Annotated in this window: 17 protein-coding genes; 7 read left to right on the top strand and 10 right to left on the bottom strand. The window is 71.6% G+C overall.

The features are described 5' to 3' along the window. Both meaB and ACIRQP_RS30870 read left to right on the top strand, forming a co-directional pair. Complete coding sequence (gene meaB, locus ACIRQP_RS30875; RefSeq protein ID WP_403895696.1) at positions 1-999, top strand: methylmalonyl Co-A mutase-associated GTPase MeaB; 999 nt, start codon at positions 1-3, stop codon at positions 997-999. A 99-nt stretch (positions 1,000-1,098) separates the two neighbouring features. Further along, entirely contained in the window at positions 1,099-2,163 is a 1,065-nt protein-coding gene (locus ACIRQP_RS30870) for an enoyl-CoA hydratase/isomerase family protein (protein ID WP_403895693.1), read from the top strand. Between the two features lie 27 nt (positions 2,164-2,190). Here the strand turns inward: ACIRQP_RS30870 and ACIRQP_RS30865 are convergent, their stop codons facing one another. Beyond that, positions 2,191-2,919 (bottom strand): TVP38/TMEM64 family protein, encoded by a 729-nt coding sequence (locus ACIRQP_RS30865; RefSeq protein ID WP_403895691.1) that lies wholly within the window; start codon positions 2,917-2,919, stop codon positions 2,191-2,193. 32 nt (positions 2,920-2,951) lie between these two features. Here ACIRQP_RS30865 and ACIRQP_RS30860 point away from each other — a divergent pair, with 32 nt between their 5' ends. The 3 genes from ACIRQP_RS30860 (at position 2,952) to ACIRQP_RS30850 (ending at position 5,461) form a co-directional block, all read left to right on the top strand. Then, on the top strand, positions 2,952-3,173 hold the full coding sequence (locus ACIRQP_RS30860) for a hypothetical protein (RefSeq protein WP_403895688.1): 222 nt from the start codon (positions 2,952-2,954) through the stop codon (positions 3,171-3,173). A 97-nt stretch (positions 3,174-3,270) separates the two neighbouring features. After that, a complete protein-coding gene (gene tuf / locus ACIRQP_RS30855) occupies positions 3,271-4,440 on the top strand; it encodes an elongation factor Tu (protein ID WP_403895686.1) in 1,170 nt (389 codons plus the stop codon). A 175-nt stretch (positions 4,441-4,615) separates the two neighbouring features. Continuing rightward, positions 4,616-5,461: a spermidine synthase gene (locus tag ACIRQP_RS30850; RefSeq protein WP_403895683.1), complete on the top strand. Its 846-nt coding sequence runs from the start codon at positions 4,616-4,618 to the stop codon at positions 5,459-5,461. Here the strand turns inward: ACIRQP_RS30850 and ACIRQP_RS30845 are convergent. Together ACIRQP_RS30845 and ACIRQP_RS30840 are read right to left on the bottom strand one after the other, a co-directional pair. Next, positions 5,423-6,763, bottom strand: coding sequence for an MFS transporter (locus tag ACIRQP_RS30845; RefSeq protein ID WP_403895681.1), 1,341 nt, complete (start codon positions 6,761-6,763; stop codon positions 5,423-5,425). The two genes, ACIRQP_RS30850 and ACIRQP_RS30845, sit on opposite strands and share 39 nt — an antisense overlap. A gap of 56 nt (positions 6,764-6,819) precedes the next feature. Then, positions 6,820-7,995: a hypothetical protein gene (locus tag ACIRQP_RS30840; protein ID WP_403895678.1), complete on the bottom strand. Its 1,176-nt coding sequence runs from the start codon at positions 7,993-7,995 to the stop codon at positions 6,820-6,822. A 234-nt stretch (positions 7,996-8,229) separates the two neighbouring features. On the opposite strand from ACIRQP_RS30840, the gene ACIRQP_RS30835 reads away from it, so the two are divergent. Then, positions 8,230-8,883, top strand: coding sequence for a DedA family protein (locus ACIRQP_RS30835; RefSeq protein WP_403895675.1), 654 nt, complete (start codon positions 8,230-8,232; stop codon positions 8,881-8,883). Between the two features lie 74 nt (positions 8,884-8,957). Here ACIRQP_RS30835 and ACIRQP_RS30830 read toward each other — a convergent pair whose 3' ends face one another. Beyond that, complete coding sequence (locus ACIRQP_RS30830) at positions 8,958-9,488, bottom strand: gamma carbonic anhydrase family protein (protein WP_403895672.1); 531 nt, start codon at positions 9,486-9,488, stop codon at positions 8,958-8,960. Positions 9,489-9,649: 161 nt separating this feature from the next. Here ACIRQP_RS30830 and ACIRQP_RS30825 point away from each other — a divergent pair, with 161 nt between their 5' ends. Further along, positions 9,650-10,876 carry a cytochrome P450 gene (locus ACIRQP_RS30825; RefSeq protein WP_403895669.1) on the top strand — a complete coding sequence of 409 codons (1,227 nt, stop codon included), beginning with the start codon at positions 9,650-9,652 and terminating at the stop codon, positions 10,874-10,876. Between the two features lie 95 nt (positions 10,877-10,971). Here the strand turns inward: ACIRQP_RS30825 and ACIRQP_RS30820 are convergent, their stop codons facing one another. The 6 genes from ACIRQP_RS30820 to ACIRQP_RS30795 form a co-directional block, all read right to left on the bottom strand. Beyond that, entirely contained in the window at positions 10,972-12,252 is a 1,281-nt protein-coding gene (locus tag ACIRQP_RS30820; RefSeq protein ID WP_403895666.1) for a cytochrome P450, read from the bottom strand. Next, a complete protein-coding gene (locus tag ACIRQP_RS30815; RefSeq protein WP_403895663.1) occupies positions 12,249-12,863 on the bottom strand; it encodes a GTP-binding protein in 615 nt (204 codons plus the stop codon). The genes ACIRQP_RS30820 and ACIRQP_RS30815 overlap by 4 nt, the downstream gene beginning before the upstream one ends. Beyond that, complete coding sequence (locus ACIRQP_RS30810; RefSeq protein ID WP_365748073.1) at positions 12,844-13,203, bottom strand: DUF742 domain-containing protein; 360 nt, start codon at positions 13,201-13,203, stop codon at positions 12,844-12,846. Before ACIRQP_RS30810 ends, ACIRQP_RS30815 begins: the two co-directional genes overlap by 20 nt. Then, the gene (locus tag ACIRQP_RS30805; protein ID WP_365909554.1) at positions 13,200-13,619 is read right to left on the bottom strand and encodes a roadblock/LC7 domain-containing protein; all 420 of its coding nucleotides are present in this window, start codon (positions 13,617-13,619) and stop codon (positions 13,200-13,202) included. The genes ACIRQP_RS30810 and ACIRQP_RS30805 overlap by 4 nt, the downstream gene beginning before the upstream one ends. Before the next feature lie 119 nt (positions 13,620-13,738). Next, a complete protein-coding gene (locus ACIRQP_RS30800) occupies positions 13,739-15,529 on the bottom strand; it encodes an ATP-binding protein (RefSeq protein WP_403895659.1) in 1,791 nt (596 codons plus the stop codon). Between the two features lie 461 nt (positions 15,530-15,990). Next, the gene (locus ACIRQP_RS30795) at positions 15,991-16,857 is read right to left on the bottom strand and encodes an EamA family transporter (RefSeq protein ID WP_403895656.1); all 867 of its coding nucleotides are present in this window, start codon (positions 16,855-16,857) and stop codon (positions 15,991-15,993) included. Positions 16,858-16,863 lie beyond the last annotated feature (6 nt).

The raw sequence follows: 16,863 nt of genomic DNA, 5'->3' as shown, positions 1-16,863 counted from the left end.
GTGCCCCCACGGATCGACCTCGACAGCTATGCCAAGGGCGTTCTGGACGGCTCCCGTTCGTACATCGCCCGTGCCATCACACTCGTGGAGTCCACCAGGCCCGACCACCGCCGGCTCGCCCAGGAGCTGCTGACCGAGCTGCTGCCGCACTCCGGGAAGGCCCGCCGGATCGGTATCAGCGGGGTCCCCGGCGTCGGCAAGTCCACCTTCATCGACGCGATGGGGACGCTGCTCACCGGCCTCGGCCACCGCGTCGCGGTGCTCGCCGTCGACCCGTCCTCCAGCAGGACGGGGGGCTCCATCCTGGGCGACAAGACCCGGATGGAACGGCTCGCCGTGGACCCGGCCGCGTTCGTACGGCCCTCGCCGACCGCGGGCACGCTGGGCGGGGTGGCCAAGGCGACCCGCGAGACCATCATCGTCATGGAGGCCGCCGGCTACGACGTGGTGCTCGTCGAGACGGTGGGGGTCGGCCAGTCCGAGACCACCGTCGCCAACATGGTCGACTCCTTCCTGCTGCTCACCCTGGCCCGCACCGGGGACCAGCTCCAGGGCATCAAGAAGGGCGTCCTCGAACTGGCCGACGTCATCGCCGTCAACAAGGCCGACGGCCCGCACGAACGCGACGCGCGCTCCGCCGCGCGGGAACTCGCGGGCGCGCTACGGCTGATGCACCCGGCGGACGCGGCCTGGACGCCGCCGGTGCTCAGTTGCAGCGCGCGGGAGGGCAGCGGTCTCGACACCGTGTGGGAACGGCTCGAACAGCACCGCGCGGTGCTCGGCGCCGACGGCCGGCTGGACCGCAAGCGCCGGGACCAGCAGGTCGACTGGACATGGGCCATGGTCCGCGACCACCTCCTGGACCGGCTGCGCGAGCACCCGGGCGTACGGGAGCTGGCACCCGCGCTGGAGCGGGAGGTACGGGACGGGACGCTGACCGCGACGCTCGCCGCGGAGCGGATCATCGAGGCGCTGGCGGCGGCACCCACCCGTACCTGACCCCCCGGGAACCGGTGAGAATCCACCGGGAGAGCGTGTCCATACTGGTCGGGTGCGACTTCACGGACGCGCCCGACCAGGGAAGGAACCAGCGAGAGCATGGCCCACGACGAACCGGTACTGACCGCCCGCGCGGGCCGCACCGCACACCTCACGCTCAACCGGCCCCGCGCCCTCAACGCCCTCACCCACCCCATGGTGCGGACGATCGACGGGGCGCTGGCCGCGTGGGAGGGCGACGACGACGTCACGGCCGTGGTCATCTCCGGCGCCGGGGACCGCGGGCTCTGCGCCGGCGGCGACATCCGCGTGATCCACGAGGACGCGCGCACCGGCGCGGGCGCCTCGCACGCCTTCTGGCGCGACGAGTACCGGCTCAACGTCCGGATCGCCCGCTACCCCAAGCCGTATGTCGCCCTGATGGACGGCATCGTGATGGGCGGCGGCGTCGGGGTCTCGGCGCACGGCAGCGTACGCGTCGTCACCGAACGGTCGGCCGTCGCCATGCCCGAGACCGCGATCGGTCTGGTCCCCGATGTCGGCGGGACCTATCTGCTCTCCCGGGCGCCCGGCGAGCTGGGCACCCATCTCGCCCTCACCGGCCGGACGATCGGCGCGGCCGACGCCCTGCTGTGCGGGCTCGCCGATCACTTCGTACCCTCCGACCGGCTGGAAGACCTGCGCGCCGCGCTCGCCGGGCCCCAGGTGCGGCAGGCGGAGGACGTACGGGAGACCGTGCGCCGGTACCGGACGACCGCGCCGGAGGGGCGGCTCGACGCGGACCGCGAGTGGATCGACGCCTGCTATACGGCCGGCTCGGTGGAGGAGATCATCGACCGCCTGCTGGGCAACGGGGAAACGGCGGCGAAGGATGCCGCCGAGACGCTCCTCACCCGGTCGCCCACCGCACTGAAGGCCACCCTCGTCGCGATGCGCCGCGCCCGGCGGACGGCCACGCTGGAGCAGGTGATCGACCAGGAGTACCGCGCCTCGTGCGCCGCGCTGACCTTCCCCGATCTCCAGGAGGGCATCCGGGCCCGGGTCATCGACAAGGACCGCAGGCCCCGCTGGTCGCCGCGGGAACTGGCGGAGGTCACGGACGCCGATGTGGCGCGCTTCTCCGCGCCGCCGCCCGGCGGCGATCTCGGGCTCGCCGCGCCGTGACGCGCCGCGGCCCGGTGTGAGCGAAGATCAGCGGCGGCCGAGGCGGTGGCGCTGACGCCAGGCGACGACCGCGGCGGCCACTCCGGTGAGCACGATGAAGCCCGTCGCGATCAGGAACATCGGCGAGGTCGGGGACGACGCCTCGCTGCCCGCGATCACATAGGCCGCGGTGTTGGGAACCGTTCCGATCCCGGTCGCGAGCAGGAACGGCGCCCATCGCATACGTGAGACGGCGGCGCAGTAGGTGCCCGCGACGAACGGCACCCCGGGAAAGAGCCGGATCGCCATCATCGACCGGAAGCCGTGCTTGCTCAGCTGTCCGTCGGCCGCCAGCAGCCAGCGGCCCCGCAGCAGCGGCCGCAGCGCCCCCTGCCCGAGGAGGCGGACGAGCCCGAAGGAGATCGCGCCGGCCAGTACCGTCCCCGCGATCGCGGCGAGCAGACCGAACGCCGAGCCGAAGAGCGCGCCCGCGGCGAGACTGAGCAGCGGACGGGGTACGAACGCGACGGCGCACAGCCCGTACGCCACGGAGAACAGCGCCACGGCCGCGGCGCCGCCGAACTGCGGCGGCCAGCCGTCGGCGAGGAGTTTCTGCGGCTCGTACAGCAGCACGGCCGCGCCCGCCGCACCCAGCACGGCGACGAGCAGGGCGAACCGCGACCAGGGCGAGAGCAGCACCCGGAAGCAGCGGGCAACGAGGCGCGGCGAAGGCTCGGGGGCCGGCGTGGGAAGCGGCCTGGGGGCGGTGTCGAGCATCCGGGGATGCTAGCCGACACACATGAACTCCCGTGGCGGAGAAAACCATTCGACGTGAACAGCGGGTATGGGCCAGGATCGGCGACATGTTCCGGTACGCCTTCCTCGCAGCGCCGTCCGCAGTCGCGGACGCGCCGAAGGCTGCCGGTTTCCCCACCGCGTACGCGGCCTGCGCGACGGCGTTCACCGCGCCCGCGCCCCCTGCGGCGGCGGCAGCCGCGCCCGCGGCGCCCCTCGGCGGCGCCCGAAGCTGACCCTTCCCGGATCGTCCGGCGGACCCCACAGGGGGAGGGTCGGCAAGGCCCGGGGGTCCCTCTCAGCTTCGAGTTCCTGGAAGGAACGACGCGAACCATGCCCAAGACGGCATACGTGCGCACCAAGCCGCATCTGAACATCGGCACCATGGGCCACGTCGACCACGGCAAGACCACTCTGACCGCCGCCATCACCAAGGTCCTCAGCGACCGGGGGACCGGCACGTTCGTGCCGTTCGACCGGATCGACCGGGCCCCGGAGGAGGCCGCCCGTGGGATCACCATCAACATCTCGCACGTCGAGTACGAGACCGACACCCGGCACTACGCGCATGTCGACATGCCCGGCCACGCCGACTACATCAAGAACATGGTGACCGGCGCCGCCCAGCTCGACGGGGCGATCCTCGTCGTCTCCGCGCTCGACGGGATCATGCCGCAGACCGCCGAGCACGTCCTGCTCGCCCGCCAGGTCGGCGTCAACCACATCGTCGTCGCCCTCAACAAGGCCGACGCGGGCGACGACGAACTGACCGACCTGGTCGAGCTGGAGGTGCGCGAACTGCTCACCGAGCACGGGTACGGCGGCGACGCCGCGCCCGTCGTCCGGGTCTCCGGGCTGCGCGCGCTGGAGGGCGACCCGCGCTGGACGGCGGCCGTGGAGGCGCTGCTCGACGCGATCGACACGTATGTGCCGATGCCCGTCAGGTACACGGACGCGCCGTTCCTGCTCCCGGTGGAGAACGTCCTCACCATCACCGGGCGCGGCACGGTCGTCACCGGCGCCGTCGAGCGCGGCACGGTACGCGTCGGTGACCGGGTGGAGGTCCTCGGCGCCGGCATCGAGACGGTCGTCACCGGGCTGGAGACCTTCGGGAAGCCGATGGAGTCCGCCGAGGCCGGCGACAACGTCGCGCTGCTCCTGCGCGGTACGCAGCGCGACGCGGTCCGCCGCGGTCATGTGGTGGCGGCGCCGGACAGTGTCGTGCCGAGCAGGCGCTTCACCGCGCAGGTGTACGTCCTCTCCGCCCGTGAGGGCGGGCGGACGACCCCGGTCACCAGTGGCTACCGTCCGCAGTTCTATATCCGTACGGCGGATGTGGTCGGTGACATCGACCTGGGCGAGGCGGCCGTCGCGCGGCCCGGGGACACGGTCACCCTGACCGTGGAGCTGGGCCGTGACGTCCCGCTGGAGGCGGGGCTCGGCTTCGCGATCCGCGAGGGCGGCCGTACGGTCGGCGCCGGCACGGTCACGTCCCTGCTCTGACCTGCTCCGACCGCGTCCGCCGGGCCGCACGGTCGGCGCGCTCACCGGCCCGCGCCCGTCGTCCCGTACCCCGGGGAGGCGGGCGCGAGGCCGTTCGCGAGACCGCCTCCCCGGCGTCGGCCGGACAGCGGCCGGGCCGGGAGAGAGACGGCGACGGGCGGCGCACAATGGGAGCGTGAACGAAGCGATCCCCGTCATGCGCGCCGTGGACAGCGGCACCGCCAAACTGCTGCCCGATGTGGACCGGGAGCGTGCCTGGCTGCTGACGGTCGACGGCGCGCCCCAGTCCTATGTCGATCTCGACGAGCCGACCCATCTGGAGTTCGAGTACGTACGGCGCCTCGCCCATGTCGTCGACCGCGCGGGCGACGAGGGCGATCCGCTCACCGTGCTCCATCTCGGCGGCGGGGCGTGCACCCTGCCCCGCTATGTGGCGGCCACCCGGCCCGGCTCCGCGCAGAGTGTGGTGGAGGCGGACGCGGGGCTGCTGGCGCTGGTCGCGGAGCTGCTGCCGATACCGGACGGCACCGGCATCACCGTGCACGGCGCGGACGCACGCCACTGGCTCGAAGCCGCCCCGGACCGCTCCGTGGATGTGCTCGTCGGCGATGTCTTCGGCGGCTCGCGGGTGCCCGCCCATCTCACCTCCGTCGAGTACGCGCGCGAGGCCGCGCGGGTGCTGCGTACGGACGGGGTCTACGCCGCGAATCTCGCCGACGGGGCGCCCTTCGGCTTCCTCCGCTCCCAACTGGCCACCTTCGCCACGGCCTTCGAGGAGCTGGCGCTGATCGCGGAGCCCGCCGTGCTCCGTGGCCGTCGCTTCGGCAACGCCGTGCTGGTCGCCTCGCACACGGAGATCGACACGGCGGCCCTCGCGCGCCGTACCGCCGCCGACGCCTTCCCCGCCCGGGTCGAACACGGCGCGTCGCTCCGGCGGTTCATCGGGGACGCGAGTCCGGTACGGGACAGCGGCGCCGTACCGTCACCCCGCCCGCCCGACGGCGCCTTCAGCGTCGGCTGACACCGCGGCGGCCTCCGTGGCCTTCCGCGCCCCCGCCGGTGTGGTGGCGCGGCGCGTCAGCCGGCGTACGTCCGGCACGGCCAGGACAGCGGCCGTCAGCAGGATGACCAGCGCCGAGCAGCCCCACAGCGCGTATGTGCGCCCGAAAGTACTCTCCGCCGGTCCCGCGAGCGCGGTGGCGGCCGGAATCATCCCGATCGAGCCGAGCATGTCGTACGCGGAGACCCGGGAGAGCTTCTCCTCGGCGATCTCCTGATGCAGCGCCGTCATCCAGGACACCCCGAAGACCTCGATCGAGAGCCCCGTCAGGAACATCACCACCGCCAGCCCCGCGACCGGCAGCGGCACCGCGAGCCCGGCGGACGGCAGGGCGAGGGGGAAGACGCAGAGCGTGCCCGCGAGCAGCAGCCGGCGCGGCTTCCAGCGCGTCATCACCAGCGCGCCGCCCACGGTGCCCACGCCGAACGCGGCGAGTGCCAGGCCCCAGGGGCCCGCCCCGCCGAGCTCGTCGCGGGCGACCAGCGGCCCGTACACCGACTCGGCCGCCACGACGACCGCGTTGACCACCGCGAACTGGACGACGATCGTCCAGAGCCACGGCCTGCTGATGAACTCCCGCCAGCCGTCGCGCAGATCGGCGACCATCCCGCCGCCGGGCTCGCGCGGCGGGATATGGCTGACATCGAGGAAGGCGCGCAGCGCCCCGGCCACCAGGAAGGCGGCGGCGTCGACGGCCAGCACCCAGCCGGGGCCGATCACCGCGATGAGCGCACCGCCCAGCGCGGCGCCGCCGATCCCCGCGCCGTGCATCGACATCCGGTAGAGGGCGAAGGCGCGGCCCGCCTGTTCACCGCTGACACTGGACATCAGCATGCCCTCGGAGGCCGGGCTGAAGAAGGCGTGGCCCGTACCGCCCAGCGCGGCCAGCACCATCATCTGCCACAGCAGCGCGTCGCCCGTGAGGACCAGGGCGGCGAAGGTGGCCTGCGAGACGCAGTTGACGGCGTTGGCGGCGACCATCACCCGGTGCCGGGGCAGCCGGTCCGCCAGCGCGCCGCCGACCAGCAGAAAGAGAACGAGCGGAACCGTACGGGCCGCGGCCACCAACCCCACGTCGCCCGCGTCGCCGCCCGACTCCAGCACCGCGAACGCCGAGGCGATCAGCGCGCCCTGGCTGCCCAGATTGGTGGCGATCGCCGCGGCGGTCAGCAGTGTGTAGTTGCGGCCGGCCCACGAGGGGCGGTGAGGACGGCGGGGGCGTCGCGGGCCGGCGTCGGCGTCGGCGTCGGCGGGAGAGGTCACTCGGGGACTATCCCCGCGGCCGGTGCCCCGTGCCAACCGGTTTTGGCGCGATCCGGTCAGGAGGCGCCGGCCAGCCGGAGGGTGCTCATGATCTTCTTGATCGTCTCGTCCGGGATCTCGTCCGGCACGCCCTTGTTGGCGTAGAGCACCCAGGACGAGAAGTCGCCCTTGGCGTTGGCGAAGCTGAAGGCGAACGCCTTGCCGTCGGTGTCGCACTTGTTCTTCTTGGTGAGGCCCGTGGCCGTCGCCGTCGCGAAGTGGCCCTTGAGGCCGGACGTGGTGGTGAACGCCTCGGACTGGCTGAGCTTGACCTTCGTCTTGAGCGACGCCTCCGGCTCCTCCTGGGCGTACGCGGCCCAGACCCAGCTGCCCGCCTCGTTCCGCGCGGCCGACACCGTGTCCTTGGCGCCCCTGCCGCCCTTGGTGCCGGTGCCGCCCAGACTGCTGTCCTCCATCTTGCCGTCCTTGTTGGTGTCCTGGGAGCACCACTTGGACTTGTAGAAGGCCGGCGCGGAGAAGGTGATGGCGGGTGAGCCGTCGCCCTTCTTGACGTCCTCGAAGCCGGATATCACGCCCGGCTTGTCGACCTCCCAGTCGGCCGGAACGTCGAACTGCGTCCCGTACTTCGGGTTGGTCACGACCTTCCAGCCCTCGATGGTCGGCTTGGCGACGGAGCCGTCCCGGGGATTGTCGGCGGACGGGGCCGCGGACGGCTCACCGGACGGGGACGCGGAGGAGGACGCCTTGGCGTCGTCCGCGGCCTTGTCGCTCTTCTTGTCGTCCCCGCCCATCACGAAGAACGCGGTGCCCGCGGCGGCGATCACGACCACCGCGGCGGCGACGACAGCGACGACCGTCGTGTTCTTCTTCTTGTCCGGTCCGGGACCGGGCTGACCGGGCTGACCGGGCACGGGGTACTGCGGCGCGGTCGGCTGCTGGTACGGGTTGGGCTGCTGGTACCCCTGCTGCGGATAGCCGGGCTGCTGGTGATACCCCGGCTGCTCCTGTCCGGGCTGCTGCTGATACCCCGGCTGCTCCTGTCCGGTCTGCTGGTGATACCCCGGCTGCTCCTGTCCGGTCTGCTGCTGATACCCCGGCTGCTCCTGTCCGGTCTGCTGATACCCCGGCTGCTGATAGGGATTCGGCTGGTGGTACCCCGGCTGCTGGTACGGATTGGAATTCTGGTCCTGCGGGTTTTGCTCGCCCCCGGGCGGCTGCTGTCCTGGCCACATGGCGAGTAACGATAGAGGGGCCCCGCGGCGGCTGCCACGTCTGCCCCGTCAGGAGATGGTGAAGCTCTGCTACTCGTAGGTAACATCGCGCGGAGGTCGTCGCGCCCCCCTTCCTGACCTCCGCTCCCTGACCTCCGCCCGAATTCCTCTCCGCACCCGCCCACGGGGTAGGCTGCCCGGCGTGCGCCTGGCCAGGCGCCCACCGGGCAGCGGAAACAACGAGAGGAACCGGCGTTGCACGTCCAGGAGTGGCTGGAGACCGTTCCCGCGGTCAGCGTCTACCTCCTGGTGGGGGTGGTCATCGGGCTCGAAAGCCTCGGTATCCCGCTGCCGGGTGAGATCGTCCTCGTCAGCTCGGCGCTGCTCGCCTCGCAGCACGGCGACATCAATCCGTACATCCTCGGCGCCTGCGCCACCGCCGGCGCGATCATCGGTGACTCGATCGGCTACGCCATCGGCCGCAAGGGCGGCAGGCCGTTGCTCGCCCGGCTCGGCGCGAAGTTCCCCAAGCACTTCGGCGAGGCCCAGATCGCCATGGCGGAGCGCTCGTTCCGGAAGTGGGGCATGTGGGCCGTCTTCTTCGGCCGCTTCGTCGCCCTGCTGCGGATCTTCGCGGGGCCGCTCGCGGGCGTGCTGCGCATGCCGTACTGGAAGTTCCTGATCGCCAACGTGCTGGGCGGCATCGTCTGGGCGGGTGGTACGACCGCCGTCATCTACTCGGTGGGTGTGGTCGCCGAGGCATGGCTCAAGCGCTTCTCCTGGCTCGGTCTGCTGCTCGCGGCGCTGATCGGGATCGCGTCAATGCTCGTCCTCAGGAACCGGGCCAAGAAGGCCGCGGAGCCGGAGCCGCCCGCGGGCGACCCCGACCCCGTACCCGCGGCGGACTGAGCGCTCTCCGACAGCCGCCCCCGGGACACGCCCGCCCCCGGGACACAGCCGCCCCCGGGACACGCCCGCCCCCGTCAGTCCCCGTGCGTCTCGCGGTGTGCCTTCGCCAGCTCCAGATAGCCCGCCGCGTTCAGCCTGATCCCCGCCCGCTCCTCTTCCGTCAGCTCACGCTTGACCTTGGCCGGCACCCCCGCGACCAGCGAGCCGGGCGGCACCCGCATGCCCTGGGGCACGAGCGACTGCGCCGCGACCAGTGACCCCGCGCCGATGTGCGCGCCGTTGAGAACCGTGGCGCCCATGCCGATCAGTACATCGTCCTCGACGGTGCAGCCGTGCAGCACCGCGTTGTGACCGACCGAGACGCGCTCGCCGACCGTGAGCGGGAAACCGGGATCGCAGTGCAGGGTGCAGTTGTCCTGGACGTTGCTGTCCGCGCCCACCGTGATCGGCCCGCAGTCGGCCCTGAGCACCGTGTGGTACCAGATGTTCGCACCCGCCGCCACGGTGACATCGCCGATCACGACGGACGTCGGCGCGGTGAACGCGGCGGGGTCGACGCCGGGGACCTTCCCGGCCACTCCGGTGATCAGTGCGCGTTCCGTCATGACGTCTCCTCCGTGCTGATCGGAGTTACACCGTAAGCGACCACTTCGGGCACACTGACCTCAGGTCCGGCTCGCCGATGGCTGTATCTGATGACGGTTGATCAATAGCCTTGGTGTAGTCGCCCGTTATCGATCGGGCCAGGTACTGACCGAGGAGCTCCATGGCCACCGCACATCAAGTTCCCGACATCCTGTCGCCCGAGTTCGCCGAGAATCCGTATCCGGCCTACCGCGTGATGCGCGAGAGCGCGCCGCTCTTCTGGCACGAGGCCACCAAGAGCTACATCATCTCGCGCTACGAGGATGTCGAACGCGCCTTCAAGGACAAGGAGTCGGTGTTCACCACCGACAACTACGACTGGCAGATCGAGCCGGTGCACGGCAAGACGATCCTCCAGCTGAGCGGCCGGGAACACGCGGTACGCCGGGCGCTGGTCGCCCCGGCCTTCCGCGGCAGCGATCTGCGCGACAAGTTCCTGCCGGTCATCGACCGCAACTCCCGTGAACTGATCGACGCCTTCCGGCACACCGGATCCGCGGATCTGGTGGCGGACTACGCCACCCGCTTCCCCGTCAACGTCATCGCCGACATGCTGGGCCTCGACAAGGCCGACCACGCCCGATTCCACGGCTGGTACACCGCGGTCATCGCCTTCCTGGGCAACCTCTCCGGCGACGTGGAGGTCGCGGCGGCCGGTGAGCGTACCCGCGTCGAGTTCGCCGAGTACATGCTGCCGATCATCCGCGAGCGGCGCGACAACCTCGGGGACGATCTGCTCTCCACGCTCTGCGCCGCCGAGGTCGACGGTGTACGGATGAGCGACGAGGACATCAAGGCGTTCTGCAGCCTGCTGCTGGCGGCCGGCGGTGAGACCACCGACAAGGCGATCGCCAGCGTCTTCGCGAATCTGCTGCTCCACCCCGACCAGCTGGCGGCCGTGCAGGAGGACCGTACGCTGATCGACCGGGCCTTCGCGGAGACGCTCCGGTTCACCCCACCGGTGCATATGATCATGCGGCAGCCCGCCAAGGACGTCGAGGTGAGCGGCGGGACCATACCGGCGGGAGCCACGGTCACCTGTCTGATCGGCGCGGCCAACCGTGACGCCTCGATCTACCAGGAGCCGGACCGCTTCAATATCTTCCGGGACGATCTGACCACGACGACCGCGTTCTCCGCGGCGGCGGACCATCTGGCCTTCGCGCTCGGACGGCATTTCTGCGTCGGCGCCCTGCTGGCCAAGGCGGAGGTCGAAACCGGCGTCAACCAACTGCTCGACGCCATGCCGGACATCCGTCTCGCCGACGGGTTCGACCCCGCCGAGCAGGGCGTGTTCACCCGTGGACCGCAGACGCTGCCCGTGCGATTCACCCCCGCCAAGGGCTGACGGCATCCGCCGGGCCCGGAGTTTCCGGGCCCGGCGGCCGTACGCGGGCAGGCGACCGGCCGGTACGGCGCCGCTACCGCACGACTACTGCACGACTACTGCACGACCGGGGTGAAGCTCACCGGCAGCGCGGTCAGCCCCCGCATCCAGATGGACGGCCGCCACGTCAGCTCGTACGGCTCGACCGCGAGCACCACGTCCGGCAGCCGCTCCAGCAGCGTCTCGACCGCGGTGCGCGCGATGACATCGGCCAGCAGCGGGGCCGGGTACGGGCAGCGGTGCTCACCGTTGCTGAACGACAGATGCGCGGAGTTCTCCGGGCCGATATGACCCTCCGGCCAGATCTGCGGATCGGTGTTGGCCGCGGCCAGACCCAGGACCAGACAGTCGCCCGCCTTGATGTGCCGGCCGCCGAGCTGGGTGTCGCGCACCGCCCATCGGCCGATGAAGTTCTGCGTCGGCGTGTCCAGCCACAGCACCTCGTTCAGCGCCTGCCCGACGCTGAGCCGGCCGCCGGACACGTTCAGCGCGAACCGGTCGTCGGTGAGCAGCAGTCGCAGGGTGTTGCAGATCCAGTTGGCGGTCGGCTGCTGCGCTGCGGCGATGACGGTGATCAGGTCGACGACCACCTCCTCGTCCGTCAGCCCGGCCGGGTGGCTGAGCATCCGGGAGGTGAGGTCGGACCCCGGGTGATCCCGCTTGTCCTTGACCAGCTGTTGCATCCGCTCCATCACCCGCACATAGGCGGCGACGGGGTCATCGCCCTCGGCGGCGTCCAGCGAGATCCGCAGATCGCGGACCAGGTCGTCGGTGTCGACGCCGTCGGCCGGCATCCCGCAGAGCTGGACCACGGCCCGCATCGGCAGCGCGTGCGCGAACACGCTCATCAGCTCCGCCTGGCCGCTGCCGGCGAAGTCGTCGATGAGCCCCTCGGCGATCCCGCGGCAGGTATGGGCCAGTTCGAACTGGTCGATGGCCTCCAGCGCGTCGGTGATCACACCGGCCCTGCGCTGGTGCTCCGGGCCCTCCGCGAACATGACCGACGGCTGATAGCCGACGAACGGCATCAGCGGCCAGTCGGGCGGGATCGACGGCCACTGGTTCCAGCGCCGCGAGTCACGGGCGAACAGCTCGTCATGGTTGGTGACATACGAGACCTCGGTATAGCCGAGCACCAGCCAGGCGGGGATGCCCCCGTCGAGCACGACGGGCGCGATCGCGCCGTGCTCCCTGCGCAGGGTGCGGTACAGCTGGGACGGGGTCTGCTGGTACTCCAGGCCGCTCAGCGCGACAGCACCCTCCTGCGCGCCGGCGTGCGCGGGGCAGCCGGGTGGCGGGACGGTCTGGTCGGGGGAGAGTTCTGCGGGATCGGTCATGGGGTCATCTCCCGGGCCATGGCCAGTTCGTAAAGGTGGTCCACGAGGGTGATCAGTACGCTCTTGCCGGACGAACGCACCCGCGCGTCGCAGTCGATCAGCGGGACATGGTCCGGCAGCGAGAGCGCCTGCCGGATCTCCTCCAGTGAGAATGCCGAGGCATCGTCGTCGAACCGGTTGACCGCGACCACGAACGGTGTCCTGTGGTGCTCCAGCCGGTCGATCGCGTACCAGGACTCGCTCATCCGCCGGGTGTCGACCAGGACGACCGCGCCCAGCGTGCCCGAGAAGAGGCGGTCCCAGAGGAACCAGAATCTCTCCTGTCCTGGCGCCCCGAACAGATAGAGCACCATACGGTCGTTGAGGCTGATCCGGCCGAAGTCGAAGGCCACGGTCGTGGTGGTCTTGGTGGTCAGCCCGGCGGTCTCGTCGACACCGATGCCGGCCTGCGTCATGACCTCTTCGGTGTTGAGCGGCCGGATCTCGCTCACCGACCGTACGAGGGTGGTCTTGCCCACCCCGAATCCGCCCACGATGACGATCTTCAGACCGGTCTCGGCGGCGTCGGCCAGCGGGGTACGGGCCGGAAGCTCAGAGGTTGCGGAGTCCATGGAGCACCTCCTTCAGAAGGGCGGAGTCGGGCAGCTCGGCGGAGCGTGCCGCACGGGGATGCCGGGCGGTGATCCGGCCCGTCGCGAGGAGATCGCCGAGGAGGATCCGTACCACCGTCACCGGCAGCCTCAGCTCCGCGGAGATCTCGACGACCGCCGTGGGATGACGGCACAGTTCCAGGATCCGGACATGCTCCGACTGCATCCCCGGCGTCGGTTCGCACTCGCTGACGATCAGGGTGACCAGATCGAACGAGTCGTCGTCGACCCGGCTGCGGCCACCGGTGACGGTGTACAGCCGGTCGGGATCCCCGGTGTCGACGGGCCGGCGGGGGGTCATGACGGGGAACTCTCCTGGACCGACCCGCGCGGCTCGGCCCGCAGATGCTCACCGATCTGCTCGACCAGCTCCGTCATCTGATGGCCCACCACGCCCGGGTCGGCGCCGTCCTCGGCCACGACCGCGAGATGCGCTCCGTCACCGGCCTCCACGATGAACAGCAGCCCGCCGTGGAATTCGGTCATCGAGTGCCGTACGCCGCCGGTGCCGTTGCCGAACTCCACCGAGGCGCCCTGGGCGAGCGCCTGGATGCCGGAACAGATGGCCGCCAGCTGGTCGGCCTGGTCAAGGGTGAGATGTCGGCTCCAGCAGAGCTTCAGCCCGTCACGGGAGAGCACCAGGGCGTGCCGGGTGCCGGGGGTGCGTTCCAACAGGCTTTCGAGGAGCCAGGTCAGGCTGTTGTCAGTGGTCTGCATGGTGTGCGTGGGGCGGGTGGTACCGGGCGGACCGGTCACCTGCCCGTGCCTCCAATCTCGCGTTCCGGGTGGGGAAGGGCGCCAAGACCCCGGGCGCCGTACGGGGAGAGGGCGGCCCTTTACTCGGCCGGAGTCCCGGACGTGCCGTCAGGTCCCTTCGCATCGCCGGTTCCGGAGGCATCGTCGGCGCCGGGCGCGCCGGTGGTGTCGCCGGAGCCCGACCGGTCCTCCGAGGCGCGGCGCGCGCGGTGGAAGGCCCCGAACTGCGAGCCCGCGTCGCGGCCCGGCCGTACGCCCTCGCTCTCCGATTCCGGCTGTGGCCGGCCTCGGTCGGCCGCGGCCATGGTGCGGCCGGGCGGGCGGACCGGCAGACCGTTGGGCGTCGCCACGCGGGGGCCGTCCACCGGTGCGGACGGGGCGGGCGGTTCGGGGGAGACCGTGGGGGTGGCCGGTGCGGACGAGCGGGGCGGGTCGACCGTGGTCCGGGGGGCCGGGGTGACCGGCGCCGCGGCGGGGATCGTCGCCTCCGGCGCCGGGCGCCGCAGGGACGGCTCCGGGGCCAGACCACGCTGCTGCGCCATGAGCTGCGGCGGGAAGAGCACCACGACACCCGTACCACCACGGGACGACGGCCGGTAGTTGACGCTGATGTGGTACTTGGCGGCCAGTCGGCCGACCACGGCGAGACCGAGCCGGGTGCCCTGGAGCATCGCCAGGTCGGTGACCCGTCCCGAGACGGACTCCTCGGCCCGCCGCATCGCGGCGGCGGCCATCTTCAGACCACTGTCCTCGATGGTCACCACGACCCCGGCGGTGCGCTCCTCGACGTAGACATGGACCTCGTCGATCGGCGGGGAGAAGTTCGCCGCGTTGTCCATGAGTTCGGCGAGGAGGTGCATCACGGGCTCGGCGGCGAATCCGGCGATCGCGGCGTTGCTCGAACAGTGCAGCCTGACCCGCTGGTACGCGGCGATCCGGCCCACCGCGCCGCGCAGGATGCTCTCCATGCCGATCGGCTTGTTCCAGGCACGGCTCGCGCGGCCGCCCATCAGCAGGGCGAGCCGGTCGGTGAGCAGCCCGAGCTGCGAGGTGTTGTGGTCGAGCTTGAGCAGGTCGCCGAAGACCTCTTCGCCGTACCGGTCCTGCATCTCGCGCAGATCCGCGAGCATGCTCACGGCCTTCGCCTGTACCCGGCTCAGTGCCTTGGCGCTGGCCGCCTGCGCCGCCGCGGCCCGTCGCTCGCTGATGGCGAAGTCCCTGACCACCGTATCCAGCAGGACCCGCAGTCGCGGCTCGGAGGGCGGTTCGACGGTGCCGAGTACGGTGTCCGCGGAGCCGCCGGAGCGCAGCCCGCCGAGAGCGTCCGGAAGCGTCTTGGCGGTGAGCAGATCCAGCTCGTCGGCCGCCCGCGTCAGCTGGGCGACGGCTCTCTCGCTCTCGGCGGCCGCTACGGCCGCGCGCCGCGCGGAGTCGGCGACCTCGGTGGTGAACATCTCCAGCAGGCGCCGCAGTTGGGGATCGGACGGAGCCGGGGTGGACTCCAGCGTCTCGTCGGCGCCCGCGCCGTCCCGGACTCGCTTGACCACCGCGGGCAGCGTGACGTTCAGCAAATGCGCCGATTCCGCGCCGAGTTGGGTCAACCGCGACTGTGCCGTCCGCGACTCGTGCTCGGCGCTGACCGTTCCGTGCCGGCCACGGCGCAGGAGCAGCGCGGAGGTGACGGCCGTGACCGCCAGGCACACCCAGGAGGCGGCGGCGGTCGCGGCCACCCAGGCACGGGCCGCCGGGGGCGCTGTCGCGGTCACGGCGCCGCCCGCCGCGGCGGCCACCACCAGCCCCAGGGGTACGGCGAGCGGCAGAGACCGTGCCTTGCGTATGCGGCGCGGGCGGGGGGCGACAGGCACTGACATTCCGCGGTCCCTCGGGTGCTTGAGTGCGGGGGATAAAGACCGGCCGACCAGCGCGCTTCGGCCTTACGGGCGGGATCTGACACCGATGGGGACGGTGATCTTCCGCACCACATGTGGCGCTCATGCTAACCACGCCGCGCGCTCGTGGAACACACAGAATGGCCGGAGCCCACTCAACGGGGGAGTTCGTCCCGAAGTCGCCCACCGGCCTTGGGAGGCATGGTAGATACAACAAACGGCTGTAGCCGCTGTCATATGCACAAAGGCCGCGTCCGCCGTGCCCGAAGCAGGGGTGCCGACGCCCGTTCGACGCTCCGGACGGTTGCCGAGGGCCCGTTGAGGCCCGATATGGTCAACTGCTTTCGGCCAACCGTATGGTCATATCGGCCGCGCCGGGCCCGGTGCGGAGCCCGCGGGGGTGGATAGCTTTGGGGTGAGCCTCACCGTACGTCGTGCCGGGCTCACCCGGCGGCCAGCAGAACCGTTCCCACCAGCGCGAGTCCGGCGCCGGCCGCCTGGATCGCGCGCAGCCGCTCCTTGAGGACCCCGCGGGCCGCGAGCGCGGTGATCACCGGGTAGAGCGAGGCGAGTACGGCGGCGACGGTGACGGGCCCGTGCTGCGCGGCCAGCGCGTACGTACCGTTGGCGGCCACGTCGGCGAGTCCCACGAAGGCGAGGGCCGGCAGCGCGGCGCGTACCGTACGGAGCCCGCCGTCCTCGGGCAGGGCGCGGGCGCCGCGCCGTACGGACACATACAGCGCGCTCCCGCCGACCACCACATTGGTGACGCGCTGGACGAAGAGCGCGAGGAAGAGGCCGGTGACCGTCGTCAAGGCCTCGGAGATCAGCGCCATCACCGCGCCGAAACCGAACGCGGCGAGCAATGTGAGCAGGATCGCCTGGCGCCGCACCGGCGCGCCGCGCAGCTCGGGGCCGCCCGCGAGAACGATGCCCGCCACGGCCACCATGATCCCGGCGATCTGGAGGAGTCCCGGCCGCTCGCCGATCATGAGCCCCACCCCGACCGGTACGGCCACGCCGATCGAGCCGAGCGGCGAGACCACCCCCATCGGGCCGAGCGCGAGCGCCTTGTAGAAGCTGAGCATCGCGACCGGGCCCACGACCCCGGCCGCGACCGCGTACCAGAGCGGCGGGCCCGCCTGCGACCAGCCTCCGGTGGCCACCACGATCGTGCCGAGGACCGTCACCGCGATCAGCTGGGAGACGACGACGACCGTCAGGGCGGGTATGCGCCGGGAGAGCAGTCCGCCGCCGAAGTCGGCCAGCCCCCAGAGCACGCTGGTGGCCGCGGCGAGCAGTGCGGTCATACGGGG

Origin of the sequence: Streptomyces sp. NPDC102274, assembly GCF_044766385.1 — a bacterium.
In the GTDB taxonomy this organism is placed as follows: domain Bacteria; phylum Actinomycetota; class Actinomycetes; order Streptomycetales; family Streptomycetaceae; genus Streptomyces.
The sequence above is the reverse complement of the archived record's forward strand: the minus strand, read 5'-3'. Positions and strand labels throughout refer to the sequence as shown.